The sequence below is a fragment of the Candidatus Binatia bacterium genome (assembly GCA_023150935.1).
In the GTDB taxonomy this organism is placed as follows: domain Bacteria; phylum Desulfobacterota; class Binatia; order HRBIN30; family HRBIN30; genus JAKLJW01.
Window position 1 is genome coordinate 151,447 of record JAKLJW010000001.1, and the last position, 17,968, is coordinate 169,414.

Below are 17,968 nucleotides of genomic sequence, written 5' to 3' on the forward strand. Positions count from 1 at the left end.
CGCGGCGCGGGCAGGTCGGTCACCGCCACGGGAACGGTGAGGCTCCGAAAATGAGGTGATGGTGTCCGAGGACGGCGCCGAACAGCACCAGCGCCAGGACGAAGCGCCAGAGTTTAATTTCGTCCAGTCGGAGCTGGTTGCGGCCCGATAGAATCGCAGCGAACGGCGCGTTCGAGGTAACCGCGGCAAAGCGTTCCCACTTGGCGCCGAAGCGCCGGGCGCGTTTGGCGTCGATCGAACGCGGGCCGATGTGGGCGAGGACGAGAAACGTAAGGAACAGGACCATCGAGGCGGCGTCGCCGTTGACCAGCAAGTGGGCCGCCGCCCAGAGGGCGACGCCCCAGAGGAAGGGGTGGCGGGTGACGCGCAGGATGCCTTGCGCCGGCTCGGGCTCATCGAGGCGGCCTTCGCCGCCCGCGGCGGTCGGGCTGGGGGTGGCGAGTCCGATCACGACGAACAGGAACGCGAAGAGCATAAGAACAAGCGCCAACCAGCGCAGCATTCCGGGCGGGGACCACAGGACGATCACCGGGGCTCCCCGGTAGGCAAGTATTACCCAGATAAGGCTCAGCAACGAGGCGAGCGAGAAGAGTCCCTGAAAGGATTTCTCTCCGAGGCGCGCGACCAGGGTGTCCCGCAGTTGCGAGCCCGAGACCAGGACGTGCAGCAGAACGAAGACCGTGCCAGCCAGGATCAGGTTGATCATGGCCCGTTCCTAACCCCGAGAGCGCTGCCGGGTCAATGCGCGAGCGCCGTGGCGCGTTCACCGCGGGGTCGGTCGGAGCGTTCGCCAGCCGAGCAGGGCAAGCATTATCACCAGCATGCCGACGCCGAGCCAGGATGCGGTCGGCGCCGCCGCGGGGCATTGCGGAGCGCCCGCGCACTGCGGATCGGCGCAGTCAGTAAGGCCGTCGCGGTCGTTGTCGATGCGATCGTTGCACGGCGACGGCGAGTTGGGGTCTTCGGATTCGTCGATCACTTCCGGTGGCGTTGGGGTCGGCGGAGGCGAGGTCGGAGTCGCCGTCGGCGATGCGGACGGTGGATGCGTTGCGGTGGCGGTCGCCGAAGGAACGGCGGATGGGGTTGTCGTGGTAGTCGCGATGCGTGTGGGCGTGCTGGTTGCGCTCGACGTTGGCGTCGACGTGCTTGCGACGGTTGGGGTCGTCGTCGGCGTCAGCGCAGTTGTGGGCGCGAGCGTCGGTGACCCGGTTGGGGTTGGCGAGGGGATGGCGGATGGTGTGGCAGACGGTTGGGGCAGGGTTGGGGTTGGTGGGACGCTCGGTGTCGGCGTCGGACCTCCGAAGGTCTCCACGAGGTCGATCGCCAGGTCCACGGCCGGGGTGGCTCCGTCGATTCTGATTGTGATGGCGCCGATACTCGCGAGGACCGCGGGGGTGGCGCAACCAGGCGCCGTTACGAATCCAGAGAAGGGCAGATCGTAAGTGTCGATCGTAAATGCCGTGTCGGCCGGGACCAACAGGGAGACCTGCGAGCAGGCACTGGCTCCTGAATAGATGGTTACGGAGATCTGCGCTCCGAGATCGCTGGTGGCGTGGAGTCGGATGCCGGCCTGGGTGCCGCCCGCGGTCAGGTCGACACCTCCGAGTCCCGTGGGATCCAACGCACTGGCACTGTCCGGGCCGTCGTAACTCACCAGGGCGTTACCCGCCGTAAACGAGCCCGAGGCGTACGTGCAGGTATCGGGAATGGCGGTGCCGACATCGAGTTCGACCGGGCCGGCGTTGTTGCTCGTGCGTTCGAGGAGCACGTCGCGGCTACCGCCGAGCAGGCCGCTCGATGGACCGGCAACGCTACCGCCGGTCTGGGCCGGACCCGCAGGCGGCCCAGAGATCTCCAGGTGTTGGCCGGTGCTGCAGGAATCGACGATGAGCGCCGCCGCCGTTCGGGTGCCGGTGAACGCTCCGGAGGCGGCTACCGTCATTGCGACGACCAGCGCATTGATCAAGGTCGCTCGCTTGCGGGACCCGCGGCGCAACGCGGTCGCTTTATGGCGCTTAACAAGGAGACTCCGGCCGGTCATCGCGGCAAACACTCCATGATGAGGTAGTCGCTGTCCTGCTTGGTTACCTTGCGCCCCACCTTGGGGTGTTTCGTGGTGACCGTGATCATCTTCCTGCCCGGGCGAAAGCCGCCGCCTGTGCTCAGCCGGAGCGGGACTTTGAAATCCGCGTACGTGGTACAGCGATCCTGTGCCGTCAGCGGTGGATCGAACTCGACGAAGCGCTGGCCGGGACGCACCCTGAGGACGCCGCCGATACCGAAAAGGGCGTTCTCGAGGGCCGTCCGATTAGCGACGTCGAGAGTCTTTGACGGTTGAACGCGTCGGAGGCGCACGGCAGAGACGCCTTTGGGCGGAAGTCCGAAGCAGGGTAGGCGTTGATCCTGAACGTTGAAGCAGAGCGCCACGTGGAACGTGCACATGTGATCGCCGGGCGGGCCAACGTCACAGGTCGGGTCGTCATCGGTGCACCGGACCATCACGCCGGGGAGGCCGCCGAAGCGGACCATGGGGGCGGCGGGAAAGCCGGTGCAGAACTCGTGATCGCAGTCGTTAATGCGGGTGTTACAGTACCCGGGAATCAGACGGTCCGTGTTCTTAAGGCAGGGGCTCGGTGTGCAATCGTTCTCGCACCCGTCGAGGGACACCGAATTACCGTCGTCACAGGACTCGCCGGAAGTGACGATGGCGTTGCCGCAGCGTGTTGCCGTGCAGTTGGTGTCGCAGCCGTCCCCGTTCACCGTATTGGCGTCTTCGCATTCCTCTGGCGGCTCGACGATGCCGTTGCCACAGACTGCCGCGGGCGTCGGTGTGCGGGTAGGAGTTCCCGTCGGTTGACCGGACGGCGTCAAAGTGGGTGTTGGCTCTGGAACGGTTTGGATCTGTTCGACGGAGAGGTCGGTCGCCCCGACCGCCGTTCCGTCGATGGTGAGCCTTATGGCGCCAACGTTGGTGAAATTGGCCGGTCCGACGCATCCCGGCCCGAGGCCGAACTCGCCGTAGCGGAATTGCAGCCTGCGATTGTCAGCGGGAACCGTACTGGCAGGGGCCGGCAGGGTGCGTTGCGAGCAATGAGTGGCATCGCTCCAGACGGCAAGGGTCACGGCCGCCCCGAGGTCTGCAAACGGTAAACCGACCACGATCGACGAGTGGCTTCCACCCACGGTCAAATCGACGCCATCGAGGCCAGCGGCGTCGAGGGTATGCGGGTCGCCGTCATCGCCGTCGTAGGTTATCTGCGTGATGCCTCGTACCTGGCCTGCCGCGGCGTGACTGAAGGCCCCCGAACGGCTCATTCCGGCATCGGCCCTGAGAGTTCCGCTTCCCGTGGTAATCGAGAGATGGACGTCTCGTTCGCCACCGAGCAGGCCGCCGGCGGGCCCGTCCACGCTATTCCCGGAGGCACCGAGCCCGGCTTGCGAGACGGTCTGTGCGGTGTCGAACGCGTCGATGACGACTCCACCCGCCGGTACGGCGAGGAAGGTCGTCACCGCACCGAGAGCAAAGCGGACAACGCTCCAGAAACCGGCTGCGCGGTGCTTGCACGACATGAAGGCGTCCGAGAAGAACGGTCCTCCACTGTTTCTCCGCACGCCGGTGTTTTGTCAATCGCATAATGCCCCAATCCCCCGGGCCCTCAACTCCCCGAAGCCATCGGTAGCGTAACGGTTACGCAGGCGCCGCGTGCGGGCAGGTTGGCGAGGTCGATGTCGCCGCCGAGGTCGCGGGCAAAGCGTCGCACCATGGCGAGGCCGAGCCCGGTACCGCCTGCCCGGGTAGAGACGAACGGCCTACCGCCGGCGGCGAGCACCGGCTCGGGGAATCCGGGGCCTTCGTCGCTGACGCTCATACGCAAGCGCCCGGCGGTCAGGTTTGCGCCCACGACGATGGTCCCGCCGGACTCGGTGCTGGCGGCGACTGCGTTCAAGACCAGATTGAGAATCGCCTGTTGCAGGCGATCGCGGGGAAGCGTGACGAGGACGTCTGCGGGGACGCGGTTTTCCAACTTGACTGCGGATGGAATCTCGAAGCGCACCACGCCGAAGATGTCATCGACGAGGGCGGCGACCGGCACTTCCCGGGGGGGTTCGTTGTTCGGGCGCGCCGTGTCGAGCAACTGTCCGAGAAGCCGGGTCAGACGTTCCACTTCGGCAAGCACGAGATCCAGGCGCTCCGCGAGATCCGGGTCGGCGATCTCGGTTCGGAGGTTGGCCAACGTCATCTTGATGCCGGCGAGCGGATTGCGTAGCTCGTGCGCCACGAGGGCTGCCAGTTCGCCGGTGGCGGCGAGACGTTCGGCCCTGCCGAGACGTCGCTGTTGTTCGAGCAACTGGCGCGTTGCCGCGCGCACCTCTTCTTGCAGGGTTACGGCGCGAACCTGATGAGCGCGTTCCAGCTCGTCGAGACGGCGCACCAGCTCGTTGAATCGGCGGTGCAGTGGCAGCATCACCGGGTCAATGTCGTCAGCGGGTGCGGGGGAGAAGTCGCCGTCAGCCACCCTGGCGAGTTCGGCGCCGAAAGCCTCGATCGGAGCGATAATGCGGCGGCGGGCAAAGGGTACCAGAAGAATGCCCGTAGCGATGATCGCCAGCGGGGCGGCGAGCTCCAGTTGGAGCTGCCAGTTTGCGCCGGCCTCGAGGCTCCCGAGCAACTCGGCCTCGCCGGCGTCCTGTATGACCGCCAGTCGATGCAGCGCTGTGAGAGACGCAATAAGGGCTGGCGCCGGGGGCGGTGCGTCCTCGCGAATGCGTGCGTCAAGTTCGGCGAGCTGGGCGTGAGTTTCCGGGTCGGTCGCCAGAGCCTTCAGGGCTGCAAGATGTCTGGGCGCGTCCTGTCGCGCCCGCGATGCTGCCGGCTCCGGGCCCTGCATCGTGATCAGGGCTTCGGTCAGGGATACGTGTATCCGTTCGAACGCGTGCAGCCTTCGCAGGTCCGACACCGCGCCGCGCAAGCGCCGTTGCTCGTACAACGTGAGCCCGGCGGAAATGACAAGCGCCAGAACGATCAGAGTCAGGAACGTGAAGGTCGCCAACTGGATGCGCCGGAACAACGGAGGATACATGGTATTCCTCGGTTGCCGTTTCCGGTGGCCTCCTGTCAACCGGGCGCGACGGTAGTCTGGTCGCTCGCTGCTGTCTGTGGTTCCGATCCGGGGCTCGGTCGGGTGGCGTAGAGCGGTACGACGTCGGTGCTGCGCAACCAGCCGACCTCGCCGCCGGCGCGGGTAACCTGCACCCAATCGAGGAAGCGCCGGTCGATGTTCACGATGCCACCGGCGGCAATCGGCTTCTCGACCTGCGCCACCGCCGTCGGTACCGAACGTAGCGACGTCTCCGCAGCGACCATCGCCGCGTTGGGGGCAGACAGGGGGCCGTAGGTATGTAATGCCGTCGCGGCAGCGGCGAGCGATATGATCCCCGGCAACAGCGTTGCCGCGGCGCGGGCGGGTCGTAGCGGCTTTCCGCGATGCCGGCGGTAAAGTGCCAGGGCCGAAGCGCTCATCAGAAGTCCGGCACCAAGTGCCAGCGTGACCTGCCAACCGGCGGGCGCAAGCAGGGTCGCCAACCGGGCAGGGCCGGTGCCGCGCACCAACGATACGAGGCGGGAGTCTGCGGCCGGAGTCCGGTCGATGAAGGTACCCAGGTTCCAGCGTGCGGCGTCGTCACGCGGGTGCAGCAGGAACGCCGCTGTCGTCTCCGCCAGGGCGTGTCCGGAATTCCCGAGTTGCGCCTCGGCGAGGCCGAGGTTGTAGCGTGCGATCCAATCCGTCGGTTCCGCCGCAACGCGTTGTTGCCAGGCGTCTCTTGCGGCGGTGAAGTTACCGGACTGGTAGTCACCCAGCGGTCCCGCCGCGGCGGGACCGCTGCAGGCGAGGACGGCCACGACCACCGCGGGTGCGGCGGTGGCGAACAGATGCCGGGGTACAAAACTGCGCAGAACGTTGAAGCGTGGAAGGCCGGTATATCGTGCCGCGCGCAGCGCCCGGTCGCACCACTCCGGAGGGAGAGTACCATCCGGCGCGTGGATGGCCCGCTCGCTGTGCGTCCACAGTTCCGTCCATTCGTGTCCGGCGCTGGCGGATAAGGGGAGGCAGAGTGCGCGCCATGCCGTGCTCGTCGGGGCCTGGGTCGGCAATCCGAGAGCGCAGACGGTCGTTCGTTGCCAGTCGAGCAAGGCTTGCTCGCGGTCTTTGGGTGTTTGAGCGCGGCGCACGGCGGCAACCACGGAGGCGAGGCGGAGCGCGGCAAGGCGACGGGAACGCAGAGGGTCGCTTTCCCGGGCGCGCAGGGCGCCGAGCCGGAGCGTGAAGGCAGCGAGCAAGAGGAATGGCACGGCCAGCGCGGTGAGCAGGACCGAGGTCGTGAAGGGGGCAATGGCGCCTGCGCTGCCTTCGATCGGCCCCCGCGGCAGCCGGGTGACCGCGGCTTCTGCGACGGCCGGCGGTGCGGCGGGCGCGGCAGCCGGCGCCGCAACGGATTGTGCCTGCGCCGGTACGGGTCCGGGTTGCACGCCGATCGCCGGCACGGCGGCCTGGATGGTGACGTACTCGCCCTGGTCAGGATCGAAATAGACGAATCGAACCGGGTCGAGTTGCAGTTCTCCGGCCTCCGCGGGGATGAGCACGAGTTCTTCGGTTACCGAGCCCGTAAAGCGCTCCGACTCCGCGAATTCGGTCCGCGTCTTCGGCTTCAATGTGCGCGTGCCCGCCGGCGTTGTCCTTCCCGGGAGGTCGATCCCCGTCGGCCAGTTGCCCGTGCCGCGCAGAGTAAGACTCCACGTCACCGGTTCGCCGGCTTTGACGGTGCCGGGTGTCAGTTGCGAGTCGAGCGTGAAATGACCGACCGCACCGCTGAAGCCCGGGGGCGCCGGCTGCGGCAGCGGGCGCACTTCGAGGGCGACTGGCGCACTGGTGGCGGTTACCGTCCTTGTCGTTGCGGCCGCAAAGAACTCGGTGAAGATGTCGTCGGCGAAACCACCGGAGAAGAACCGGTCCTTGAACGCGTCGCCGATGCGGTTGCCTTCCCCGCGTACGCGCACCTCCTGAGCGATCTCGGGGAGAAAGCCGACTCCGGCGGCGGTAGCGGCGGCGCGTGAGCGGGAACGGATGGCGGGATTACCATTCACCGTGGTGCGTTCGGGCGCGCTCCAGGCGGTGGTTGCCGTGGTGTCGCCCTCGGCCTCGCGCCACTGCGGACTGCCTACGACCTGTCCGCCGCGGCTGCGGTCGGCAGTGATCAGGACTTCTACTTCGATGACCTCGCCGGCGTAGGGCGTCCGGGTGGAAGGGATGACCTCGATGCGAATACCGTCGGCACTTTGTCGTTGCGGTGGCTGCGGCAGCGGTAGGGATCCGCCGCTGCCGCGCTGAGCCGCTACTGGCATTGCCGCCAGGGCGACGATCGAGCCGATGGTTGCGGCGAGTGAAAGTTGCCAGCGGATGTGATTGAGACCTCGGGTCATCGCGTTTCCTCTCACCAGTCTTTTTCGCTCGGTGGCTGGACGGCGCGTCCTTCTGCCGCCTTCATGCGGTCGAACAGCACGGCCGGAGCATCGGCCCGGCGCAACGCCGCCAGGGCCTCCGCGGCGCGCGTCGCGGCGCCGGCGGTTGCGGGGTCATGGACCGTGCCGCCGCCGATCGTGGCTGCGGAGTCCGACTCGTCGGTGGCGGGGCGTCGTTCCTGACTGCCGGTCGCGGTAACCGATTGCGGCTTCTGGGCGGCGTCGTCGTGGTGGGCGTCGAGGTTGCGTGTGTCCGGCTCTCCCGCGCCGCCATCGGACTCTGCTTTCTCGGCCGCCGCTGCCAATTCCTCGGGCCTGGTCTCGTGACCTTCAGCCTCGAATTTCTGCGAAGCGGCCGACGTGGAGGGAGCACCGTTCGAAGTCGTGCCGTTGCGTTCCTGCGGCGGCGTTTGGGCGTCCTCGGCATCGCCGGCGGCTTGTGCGTTCCCTTCCTGGGATTCGGCTTCGGCGGAAGGGCGCGCATCGGGTTGCCCGGATTGTGTTCCGGACGCGGTCTCGCCCTGAGCGGGGTCTGCGGGATCGTCGCCCGCGTCGGCCGACGGCGCTGCGCTGGCTGAGGACTGTCCGGTGTCTTCCCGGCTTCCGTCCGAATCGGCCTGCCCGGGGTTTTCTTGCTCTGGCTCCGAAGGTGGAGGCGGCGCCAGCAATTGCTCTAACTGTCGTCGCAGGTCTCTCCAGTCCGCCGCCTGCGGGTCGAGTCGTTCGCCGTGCGCGACGGCGACGAGGGCGTCGGAGATCGTCTGGGTGCGTTCGCTCTCGGTGCGGGCGTTGCGCGGGGCAGCGCTTGCGTATGCGACGGTCGCTCTGGCCAGGTCGGCGTAATCCGGGGCAGCCGGGTTGGGCTTGATGGCGATGCGACCGACGGCGGCTTCCAGCGCTTCGCGTTCGGATTGGTCATTGGGGAGAGGCGGCAGGGTCGAAACGGTAGGAGGGGCCGTTCGACCCTGCCGCTCTGGGGGTGCGGCCCCGGCGGCAGAGGCGGACCGCGGGGACGCCCAGAGAGGGATAATGAGCAGCAATGCAGCGGCGGCTTGTGCCGGTCTTGCCGCGCCCGGACGCCGCAAGGTGCGTGGCAGCGTGAGGGTAATGGGGAACTCGAGCCACAGGCTGAGCAGACCGCAGAGTACGGCTGGCGCGAGGAACCACTGATAACGGTCCGGCTCGCGAGTCGAGCGGGTTTCGACGAACGCCCCGCGGTCGCCGCGCGCCACGGTTTCGGCGATCAGCTCCGGAATGTCGACCCAGGCAGCGGCGGTACGGTAAACGCCGCCGGTCGTCGTCGCGATGGACTCGAGCGAGGCGGGTTCCAGCCGCGAGAGTACGGCGGCCCCGGAAGCGTCTTTGACGGCGCCGCCATCGGCGGCCGGCACGAGGGCTCCGGCGTCGGTTCCGATGCCGAGAGCGATCACCTTGATACCACGCTGTGCCAGCGCGGGTACGGCGGTTTTCCAGGATTCGTCGAGGGCTTCCCCATCGCTGAGAACGATCATGTAGCGGTCGGCGGCGCCCGTGCTGAAGGCCTCGACGGCCGTGTCGATCATCTGCCCGAAGCGGGTGCCGCCCTGGGGAATGTACGACGGGTCGATCTGGGGCAGGAGCGCGCGCAACACCTCGGTATCGGCGCTCAGCGGGACTTGAACGAAGGCGCTGCCCGCGAACAAGAGCAGGCCGACGCGATCGCCGCGGACCTCGTCGACAAGGTTCTCGGTTAGCAGCTTGGCGCGGTCGAGCCGGGTGGGCGTGACGTCGTCGGCTAGCATGCTGCGGGAGAGGTCGAGCGCGACCAGAACCTCGCGGGCGTGCCGATAGCGAACGTCGTCGACCTGTCCCCACTGGGGTCGTGCCAGGGCGATGACGCCGAGGATTGCGGCGCCAGCGAACAGCAGACCTCTCCCGCGACGATGGCTCACGGGGGGGATTGCCGTGAGGCCGCGGCGATCGGCCCACAGGCGTGCGATACGGCCGAGCGAGGTGCCGTGTGCCGCGTGGCGCCGGTGGAAGATCCACCAGGCGTACACCGCGACGGCGGGAAGCAGCGATAGGGCGAGCGGCTGCGCGAAGGTCATGCCGGCACCTCCGTGCGGGCCGGTGCCGCCGACGCGAAGGCGGCGGCAAGCAGCAATAGCGCCGGCCAGACGAAATAGGGGAACATGTCGACGCCGCGGCGATGGGCCGCGGCATCTATGGCGATCGGATTGGCTCGATCGATCGCCGCAAAGGCGGTGTCGATCGTGTCGGCGTCCTCGGCACGGTAATAATGACCGCCGGTGGCCGTCGCGATGTTGACCAGGGTTTCTTCGTCGAGGTCGGACTGCACCGTTTGGTAGCCGACCTTACGACCGTCCTCGGAGAAGACCGGCATCGGCACGAAACCGGATTGGCCGGTGCCGATCGTATAGACCGGCACTCCTTCGCGGGCCGCCAGGGCAGCGGCATCGGCCGGCGATGTTACGCCGGCGTTGGTCGCGCCGTCGGTGAGCAGCACCACGAACCCACCCTGGCGTCGACCGCCGTCCGCGCGGGCGGGTTGATCGAGACGGGCGACGGCGAGGGCGAGAGCGTCGCCCACGGCCGTGCCGTCCTCGACGAGGCCGACGTGGAGGCGATTGACCTGCTGTGCCAGCCAGTCGTGGTCTGTCGTCAGCGGTGCCAGGGTGTACGCGCGCCCGCCGAAGGCGACCACGGCAATGCGATCGTTGGGACGGCGAGCGACGAAGGCGTCGATGACAGGCTTGACGGCCTCGATACGGCTGATGCGCCGGCCGGCGCGCTCGCCGTCTTCGGCGAGCATGCTGCCGGAGATGTCGATTGCCATGACGATGTCGTAGCCGTCCTGGGTGCGCTGCTCCTTTGGATCGATCCGCTGCGGTCGGGCGAGTGCGACGATCATGGCAGCTATGGCGAGGGTTGCCGCGACGGTGGCTAGGGGCGAACGGCGCGCGTCGTCGATGCCGGCCCAGCGGCTCGCGAAGGGAATGACGAACACCGGGCGCGCGCGCCGCGTTCGCAGCCGACTTACGAGCGGCAGGGCGAGAAGCAGCAGCAGCCAGGCCGGGTCGGTCAGAGTCCAACCGAAAAGCTGGGTCATGCGCGCACCGCCTGCATTCGGGCGCGGAATAGTCGCACCAGAGCGCCGAGCGTGTCGTCGGTCGTGGTCACCGTGAACGCGTCGATGGAACGTGGGAACAGGTGCTGAAAGAACGCATCACGCTCGGTCACCCAGTCGCGATGGCGGCGACGGCTCGAGCGCGAACGCGGGTCGATCGGCAGCAGATCGCCCGTGGTCGGGTCGACCGCGGTGAGACGGCCGCAGGCCGGCAGGTTGCGTTCCCACGGATCTTCGACGCGAGCGCCGATGACCTCGTATCGGCGCCGCAGCGCCGTCCAGGCATAGGGCAGTGGGCCCGGGGCGAAATCGCCGATCCAGAGCAACACGCTGTGACGCGGAAAGGCGAAGTAGAGCTGCTTCCAGTCCACCTGGACGTGGCCGCCGTCGACCAACTCCGGTACCGGCTGGCCGAGGAACTCGACGGCGGCACCGACGACGGCGCTGCGGCCGCGGGCCGGAGGTTTGACTGCCTGGCAGCGAGGGGTGGCATGCCAGAAGCCCACCCGATCGCGGTTCATTGCCGACAGCAGGGCGACGTAGCCGGCGAGTTCGAGAGCAACTTCGCGTTTCGTTCGGGACCCGGACCCGAACTGCAACGACGGGGAATCCTGAAACAGGATGGCGACCGTGAGTTCTCGCTCCTCGACGAACTTCTTACGGTAGGGCTCGCCGAGTCGGGCGGTGACGTTCCAGTCGAGGTCGCGAACATCGTCGCCCCAGGTGTAGCGGACCACCTGGTCGAACTCGCGGCCGCGGCCCCGGAATGCCGAACGGTAGCTTCCGCCGAGAGCGGAATCGGCCGACCGGCGCACCCGCCATTCGAGCTTGCGAAGTAGCGTGGTGGGCGACGGTGTCGAAGCGGTTGCGGTCATCGGCGGGGTGCGCGGTTCTTTGAGCCGGCGTTCCGTGCTCGGTGTTCGACGTTCCATTCAGATGCGCGACGATTCGCCGGTGGGTATCGGCGTGCGGGCGAGGAGTTCGCCGAGCACGCTGTCGGCGCTCAGGCGTTCCGCTTCGGCTTCATAGGTCAGTCCGACACGGTGGCGGCAGGTGTCGAGGAAGAGTTCCTGGACGTGCGCCGGGGTGGCGTAGGTGTCGTCGCGGACAAAGGCCAGCGCGCGCGCAGCCTGGACGAGGGCGAGGGTCGCGCGGGGCGAGGCGCCGAAGGCGAGGGGCCGAGGTCCGGTGCTGCGCGGACTTTCTGCGGCTCGCGCGATGTCGCGCGTGGCGCGCACAAGGGCGAGCACATAGCGCCGCAACGGCTCGCTGACGTGGATGCGGTCGACGCCGGCGCGCAGGGCGAGGAGTTCTGCGACGGAGGATACGGGGGAAAGTTGGGGCTGGGTGGTGATCTGACTCCAGCGCTGCAGCATACCCTGTTCGTCGTGTTCCGAGGGATAGTCGACAAGGAGCTTGAAGAGGAAACGGTCGGTCTGGGCTTCCGGCAACGGGTAGGTGCCTTCCTGCTCGACCGGGTTTTGAGTCGCCATGACGAGAAAGGGTCGCGGCAGCGGATGCGACTGGCCGCCGATCGTGACCTGACGTTCCTGCATGGCTTCGAGCAGCGCGCTCTGGACCTTGGCTGGGGCGCGGTTGATCTCGTCGGCGAGCACGAGGTTGGCGAACACCGGGCCCAGGTGGACGCCGAAGGTGCCGTTCTGCGGTTGGAACACCATGGTGCCCACGACGTCGCTGGGCAGGAGGTCCGGGGTGAACTGGATGCGCTCGAAATCGAGGCCCATGGTTGTCGCGAGGCTCTTGACCAACAGCGTCTTGGCGAGACCGGGCATACCTTCGAGCAAGACGTGACCGTCTGCCAGTAAAGCGACAAGCAGGCGCTCGACGATGGCTTCCTGGCCGACCACGGCCTTGCCGACTTCGGACCGTATGCGGTCAGCCCAGTCTTTCCCGCTGCAGAGGAGGAAGGTGTTGCGGACCTCGGCTTGCGCCGCTTCCGGGGTTGAGTGCGGTACCGCCGCCGAACCGTTCCCGTTGCCTACCATTCGTGTCTCCATGAGTTTCCTCCTCGTCCGAACCAGGGTGACCGGGAAGGTTGGCAAGCGGCGTGCCACGTTGCGCGGAAGCCTTGCTCCCGAGCGCAAGCCGGCGCGGAGTGGGTCGAGCAACCGGGGTATGGTTCAATTCGACCGTGGCGGGTGGCGGACATGGACCACCGAGTCCCAGGCGTTGCGTGAGGTTGCGGCTGGCAAGGCGAGTGCGTGCGGTTTGCCGCGATCCGACGTGAGTCGGGCCGCCTGACGGCGATGGGGACGGGGCGAGGCGTTCGGCCCGGTGGAATCGAGTTCGGGGGCGCGGGAGTTGCACCGGTGTGGGCCGGGCAGATATCAGGGTCGTTTGTGGCAAGAGCGGGGCAATTACGGCCGGAGGGCGGCCGCTGGTCCCTGGTGACGATGTTATGGACGGCCATCGTTCTGGGCGCCGTTGGACCAGTCGATCTGGCGGTGGCGAGCCCCGGTGCGGAGCCGGTCCTGCGGGTGCGTGAGTCAGCCGGGGCGGCGCTGCGGGGGTGGCCGGTATGGGCAGGCGTTCCGCTGCCGCGGGGTAGGTTACACGAGGCGGCGGCCGCGCAACTGCACGAGGTTGGGGGCCCCGCCGAGGGCGCGCAGGTGCCCGTGCAGGGACGGGTGCTCGGTCGTTGGCCCGACGGTAGTATCCGCTGGCTGGGTCTGGACTGGCAGACCGATCTCGCGCCGCGGCAGGAGCGGCAGTTTGCGCTGAGCTGGGACAAGCGGGTTGGGGCGGGGCGGGGTTCTGTGGGCGTGCGGCGGGTCCAGGTGCGCGATACGCCGCAGCGCGTCGAGGTCGATACCGGGGCGCTGCAGTTCAACGTGCCGAAGCAGACGGCTGGGTTCCTCGCCGACCTGCGTCTGACCGGACGCCCCGGCGTGGTGCCAACGGTCATTGGCTTCATGGACCTCGGGGGGGTGCGGCATGTGGCCCGGACGGCGGAATCGGTGGTGGTGACGGAGACGGGTCCGCTGCGAGTGCGCGTTGAAGTCCGAGGCGTATATGCCCCCGCGTTTCGTTATGTCGTTCGGATCGACGCGTATGCGGGCCAACCCTTCGCGCGGATTCTGCACACCTTCGAGCAACACGGGCCGGAACGGTACACGCCGCTCGGTCAGCTCGCCCTTGAATTCGGCTCGGTTACTGCGGGGGGGACGCCGTCGTACACGGTGGGTCGAGAGGACGGGGAGGCGTGGACGGGCGCGGTGCCGGATAGCGGGATCGTGATTGCGCAGGACGACAACGAGACGGGACGAGCCGCGGGGACCAGGTACGTCGGGCGTGCGGCGGGGTGGATAGACGTGCACGACGCGTCGGCCGGTGTGACCGTCGTCGGGCGTTACTTCTGGCAGGAGTACCCGCAGAGCTTCGCGGTGCGGGGGCGCGCGCTGACCTACAATCTCTGGGCGCCGGATGCGCCGCCGGGGATGATTGGCATGGGGGCTGCGAAGACACACGAGCTGGTCGTCCTGCTGCACGCGCGCGAGGCCCCGCCGCCGGCTGTGCTGGAGGCCGTCAGATCGCCGCTGGTCGCGCCGGTGGCGGGGAACTGGTTGGCGATAACCGGCGCGTTGCGCAATGCCGTGGTGCCGCAGGTGGCGTCCGAATTCCTGTCCCGGTTTGCCGCCGCGTACACACGCGTGGCGGCGCGTGCCGCAGTGGAACGGTGGGACGACGGCAACGCGGTGATCTGTGCCGACCCGGCACGTGAGCGGCCACGGCGCGGTTTCTATGGGATGTTGAACTGGGGGGACTGGAACTTCCCCGATTACCACGACTCGGTCAAAGGCTGCGACGCTTGGGGCAACCTCGAATACGACACCGCGCAGGTATTCGCCCTCGCCTACGCGGCGACCGGCGAGGCGCAGTACCGTGATGCCATGGTCGCGGCAGCTCGCCATTTCATGGATGTAGACCGCATCTACTTTCAGGACCGTCATCCGAACTGGGTGGGCATGAATCATCCGAAGAACCCTTTGCACTTCGCCTTCGAACTGGGCGGTGTCGATCTCGGTCACACGTGGAACGAGGGACTACTGTCCTACTTCACGCTCACCGGTGACGAGCGGGGACTGGCCGCTGCCCGCGGCATCGCCGATTACCTGACGACACGGGTTCGCCATGGGACAATCAGAGGAAATCCGCGGCAGTGGGGATGGCCGCAGGTGGCGCTCGTTGCGGCGTACGAGGCCACCGGCCACGTTCCGTACCGCGATGCGGCGTTGGCTTACGCACGCGGCGGAATGGCGGCGCACCCGCCGGGACCGATCTCGCACTGGAAGATCGGCATTCTCGCCGATGGGCTGAGTTACACGCACGCGGTGACGGGCGACCCCGACATCCTGGCGTGGTTGGAGAAGTACGCGAATGCCTGGAAGGCGCAACCGACACTGACCGATCCGCGTCTGCTCCCCGGGGCTGCCTATGTGGCCCGGCTCACCGGTGACGGTGCGATGCGTCGACGAATCCTGGAACGAGTTGCGGCGTTGCAGTTGGGGAACTGGGCAAAGCCTCTGACGATTGGCGGCCGCTCGGCCTTCAGGATACTGGCCCTCCTTGGCGCCGAAGCGTCGGCGTCGGGGCCCGCAGCGGATGCCGAGGCAACGGCGACCGTCCCGGCACCGGCACCGACGCCGTGGGCGCCTCCGTCGGGCCACTGGGAGGCCCCGACGCCCCCGGTGTGGGAGGCCACCGCGGCGGCGACCTGGCCGGTTCCGCAGCCGACGGCGACACCTGCCGAGGGGGCGAGCGGCGGCACGCCCAGTGCTCAGTAGCTCATGTGGTCGAGGCGGACCTTGCCGCGGAATACCCAGTAGATTCCCACCGTATATGCGGCAACCAGCGGTCCGCCGATGGCCGCGATGATAGTCATGGTGCGCAGAGTGCCCGGGGACGAGGCGGCGTTGTGCAGGGTTAAGCTCAGAACCGGATCAGTGGCGACGACGAGTCGCGGAAACATGCCGATACCGACGAGTGCCCAGAGGCCGAGGATGGTCAGGCACGAAGCGACGAATGCCGTTCCCGGCCGGCCGTGCCGGACTGCAAGGGGGATCCCGAGGACTGCCCCGAACGTGCCCAACGGCACAACGGCGAGCGGGGGACGCGCGGCAAACGGAGCGATCATGTGGGGCACGAACAACAGCGTCGCGAGTGTGGTGGTCGCGTAGAGCGTGACGAACGTCAGGATCGCCGGGCGAATCCACCGCGCGACAAGGGCCTGGGTGGCACCCTCGGTGCGCAGGGTGAGGTAAATCGTACCGTGCATCGTGAACAGGGCAACCGTCGTTGCGCCGACGATCAGAGAGTACGGGTTCAGCAAGTCGAAGAAGCTGCCGGTGTAGTCGCCGGCGACGTCGAGCGGGATGCCGGCGATGACGTTGCCGAGAGCGACACCCATGAGCAGCGCTGCCGTCGTGCTGGCGACCGAGAAGCTGACGTCCCAGGTCTGCCGCCAGGTCCTTCCGGGTTCCTTGCTGCGGAACTCGATTGCGACGGCGCGGAAGATGAGTGCGAACAGCAGCAGGATGAGCGCCAGGTAGAAACCCGAAAAGACGGTCGCGTAGACCGGCGGAAACGCCGCAAATAGCGCCCCGCCAGCGACGACCAGCCAGACCTCGTTGCCATCCCACACCGGGCCGATGGCGTTGAGAAAGATGCGCCGCTGCTCGTCCGTGCGCCCGAGAAGGTGCAGGGTCCCGACGCCGAGATCGAAGCCGTCGAGCACCGCGTACCCGGCGAAGAGAAGCCCGACCAGCAGGTACCAGAGCAGAGGTAGAGCACTCACGTCCATGCGCGGCGTCCGGTGACGACAAGGTCCTCCGGCAACGGCCCGTGCCGGATCTTCTTGTCGAGCAGATAGATGAACAGGACGAACAGCAGTAGATAGATGATCGTGAAGAGCACGACCGAGATCCATACCTCGGCGGCGGAGACTCGGGGGGAAACGCCGTGCGCGGTGCGCATGACTCCATAGACGATCCACGGTTGGCGGCCGAACTCCGCGACCATCCAGCCGAGCTGGTTGGCGAGTTGCGGCGCGACGACGGCAGGGACGAAGAGCCGCAGCAGCCAGCGGGTCGAGAACAACGTGCCACGCCAGAGAAGGAAAAGGGCGGTGAGCGCCAGCGCGAGCAGGACAAACCCCAGCGCGACCATGAGGTGAAAGGCCTGGAAGACGCGCTGCACCGGCGGCCAGTCCTCCCGTGGAATCGCATCGAGGCCGACGATTGGCGCCGTCGCGTCGAAATGGACCAGCCAGCTAAGCATGCCGGGGATCTCCGGCCCGTGAACCCGCCGCGCTTCCGTGTCGACCCACCCGAACAGATGGAGTCCGGCGGGGGCGCTGGTCGGGAACACGCCTTCCATGGCGGCGAGCTTGGGCGGCTGCGTGGTGGCGAGGGTGCGGGCGCTGGAGTCGCCGGTGAGTGCCGAGGCGATCGTGGCGACGACCGCGACTGCGAGGCCGATTCGGAACGAGGCTTTGGCGAACTCCAGGTGGCGGCCCTTGAGGATGTACCAGGCGCTGATCGAGAGCACGAGGAAGGCGCCGGCTTGCCAGGCACCTGCCAACGTGTGGCTCAACCTGTCCAGCGTCGAGGGGTTGAAGACCACCTGCCAGAAGTCAGTGGTTTCGGCTCTTGCGGCGAGTCCCTCGCCCACGATGCGGAACCCCGCCGGGGTCTGCATCCAGGAGTTGGCGACGATGATCCAGACGGCGCTGAAATGGGCGCCGAGACACACCATCACGGTAGCGAGGAAATGGGTCCGCGGGCGCACGCGCTCCCAGCCGAACAGGAGCAGTGCAAGGAATCCGGACTCGAGGAAGAAGGCGAAGATGCCTTCGGCGGCGAGGGCGCTGCCGAAGACGTCACCCACGAACCGCGAGTAAGCCGCCCAGTTGGTTCCGAACTGGAACTCCATGACGATGCCGGTGGCGACGCCGATCGCGAAGGTCAGGCCGAACACCCGCACCCAGAACCGCGTCACCTGCTGGTAAAGGGCCTCGCCGGAACGCAGGTAAAGGGCCTCCATGATGACCAGGCAGAGACCGAGGCCGATCGAGAACGGCGGGTAAATGTAGTGGAACGCAATGGTGAGTCCGAACTGCAACCGCGAGAGATCGACCGCATCCACGTCAGTTCGCTTCCTGCGCTCCGGAACCCGGCGCGCGCCGAAGTCGATGTCAGGGGCTCCCGTATCTCAGCGGGCGGAATTTGCAACGCCGAAATCTGCCGCCGGCGTGAGCGCGGGCTCCGGGTAGGGGCGGCCGGCCCCCCTCTCGCATGGCTGCC

At 67.6% G+C, this 17,968-nt stretch carries 12 protein-coding genes; 1 reads left to right on the forward strand and 11 read right to left on the reverse strand.

Annotated features, from left to right (window positions below; all coding sequences use genetic code 11):
* Positions 1-19 precede the first annotated feature (19 nt).
* The 9 genes from L6Q96_00660 to L6Q96_00700 form a co-directional block, all read right to left on the reverse strand.
* The gene (locus L6Q96_00660; GenBank protein ID MCK6553089.1) at positions 20-706 is read right to left on the reverse strand and encodes an NnrU family protein; all 687 of its coding nucleotides are present in this window, start codon (positions 704-706) and stop codon (positions 20-22) included.
* A gap of 57 nt (positions 707-763) precedes the next feature.
* Positions 764-2,041 carry a hypothetical protein gene (locus L6Q96_00665; GenBank protein MCK6553090.1) on the reverse strand — a complete coding sequence of 426 codons (1,278 nt, stop codon included), beginning with the start codon at positions 2,039-2,041 and terminating at the stop codon, positions 764-766.
* Positions 2,038-3,570 carry a DUF4215 domain-containing protein gene (locus L6Q96_00670; protein ID MCK6553091.1) on the reverse strand — a complete coding sequence of 511 codons (1,533 nt, stop codon included), beginning with the start codon at positions 3,568-3,570 and terminating at the stop codon, positions 2,038-2,040. Before L6Q96_00670 ends, L6Q96_00665 begins: the two co-directional genes overlap by 4 nt.
* Before the next feature lie 86 nt (positions 3,571-3,656).
* The gene (locus L6Q96_00675; GenBank protein MCK6553092.1) at positions 3,657-5,081 is read right to left on the reverse strand and encodes an ATP-binding protein; all 1,425 of its coding nucleotides are present in this window, start codon (positions 5,079-5,081) and stop codon (positions 3,657-3,659) included.
* A gap of 35 nt (positions 5,082-5,116) precedes the next feature.
* Entirely contained in the window at positions 5,117-7,480 is a 2,364-nt protein-coding gene (locus L6Q96_00680) for a hypothetical protein (GenBank protein MCK6553093.1), read from the reverse strand.
* Between the two features lie 11 nt (positions 7,481-7,491).
* The gene (locus tag L6Q96_00685; GenBank protein ID MCK6553094.1) at positions 7,492-9,606 is read right to left on the reverse strand and encodes a VWA domain-containing protein; all 2,115 of its coding nucleotides are present in this window, start codon (positions 9,604-9,606) and stop codon (positions 7,492-7,494) included.
* Complete coding sequence (locus L6Q96_00690; protein ID MCK6553095.1) at positions 9,603-10,628, reverse strand: VWA domain-containing protein; 1,026 nt, start codon at positions 10,626-10,628, stop codon at positions 9,603-9,605. Before L6Q96_00690 ends, L6Q96_00685 begins: the two co-directional genes overlap by 4 nt.
* Positions 10,625-11,521 (reverse strand): DUF58 domain-containing protein, encoded by an 897-nt coding sequence (locus tag L6Q96_00695; GenBank protein ID MCK6553096.1) that lies wholly within the window; start codon positions 11,519-11,521, stop codon positions 10,625-10,627. Before L6Q96_00695 ends, L6Q96_00690 begins: the two co-directional genes overlap by 4 nt.
* A 57-nt stretch (positions 11,522-11,578) precedes the next feature.
* Positions 11,579-12,664 carry a MoxR family ATPase gene (locus L6Q96_00700; GenBank protein ID MCK6553097.1) on the reverse strand — a complete coding sequence of 362 codons (1,086 nt, stop codon included), beginning with the start codon at positions 12,662-12,664 and terminating at the stop codon, positions 11,579-11,581.
* Positions 12,665-13,060: 396 nt separating this feature from the next.
* Here L6Q96_00700 and L6Q96_00705 point away from each other — a divergent pair, with 396 nt between their 5' ends.
* A complete protein-coding gene (locus L6Q96_00705) occupies positions 13,061-15,451 on the forward strand; it encodes a hypothetical protein (protein ID MCK6553098.1) in 2,391 nt (796 codons plus the stop codon).
* Here the strand turns inward: L6Q96_00705 and cydB are convergent.
* Both cydB and L6Q96_00715 read right to left on the reverse strand, forming a co-directional pair.
* The gene (gene cydB, locus L6Q96_00710; protein MCK6553099.1) at positions 15,445-16,467 is read right to left on the reverse strand and encodes a cytochrome d ubiquinol oxidase subunit II; all 1,023 of its coding nucleotides are present in this window, start codon (positions 16,465-16,467) and stop codon (positions 15,445-15,447) included. The genes L6Q96_00705 and cydB overlap by 7 nt on opposite strands.
* Positions 16,458-17,810 (reverse strand): cytochrome ubiquinol oxidase subunit I, encoded by a 1,353-nt coding sequence (locus L6Q96_00715; protein MCK6553100.1) that lies wholly within the window; start codon positions 17,808-17,810, stop codon positions 16,458-16,460. The genes cydB and L6Q96_00715 overlap by 10 nt, the downstream gene beginning before the upstream one ends.
* Between the last annotated feature and the right edge of the window lie 158 nt (positions 17,811-17,968).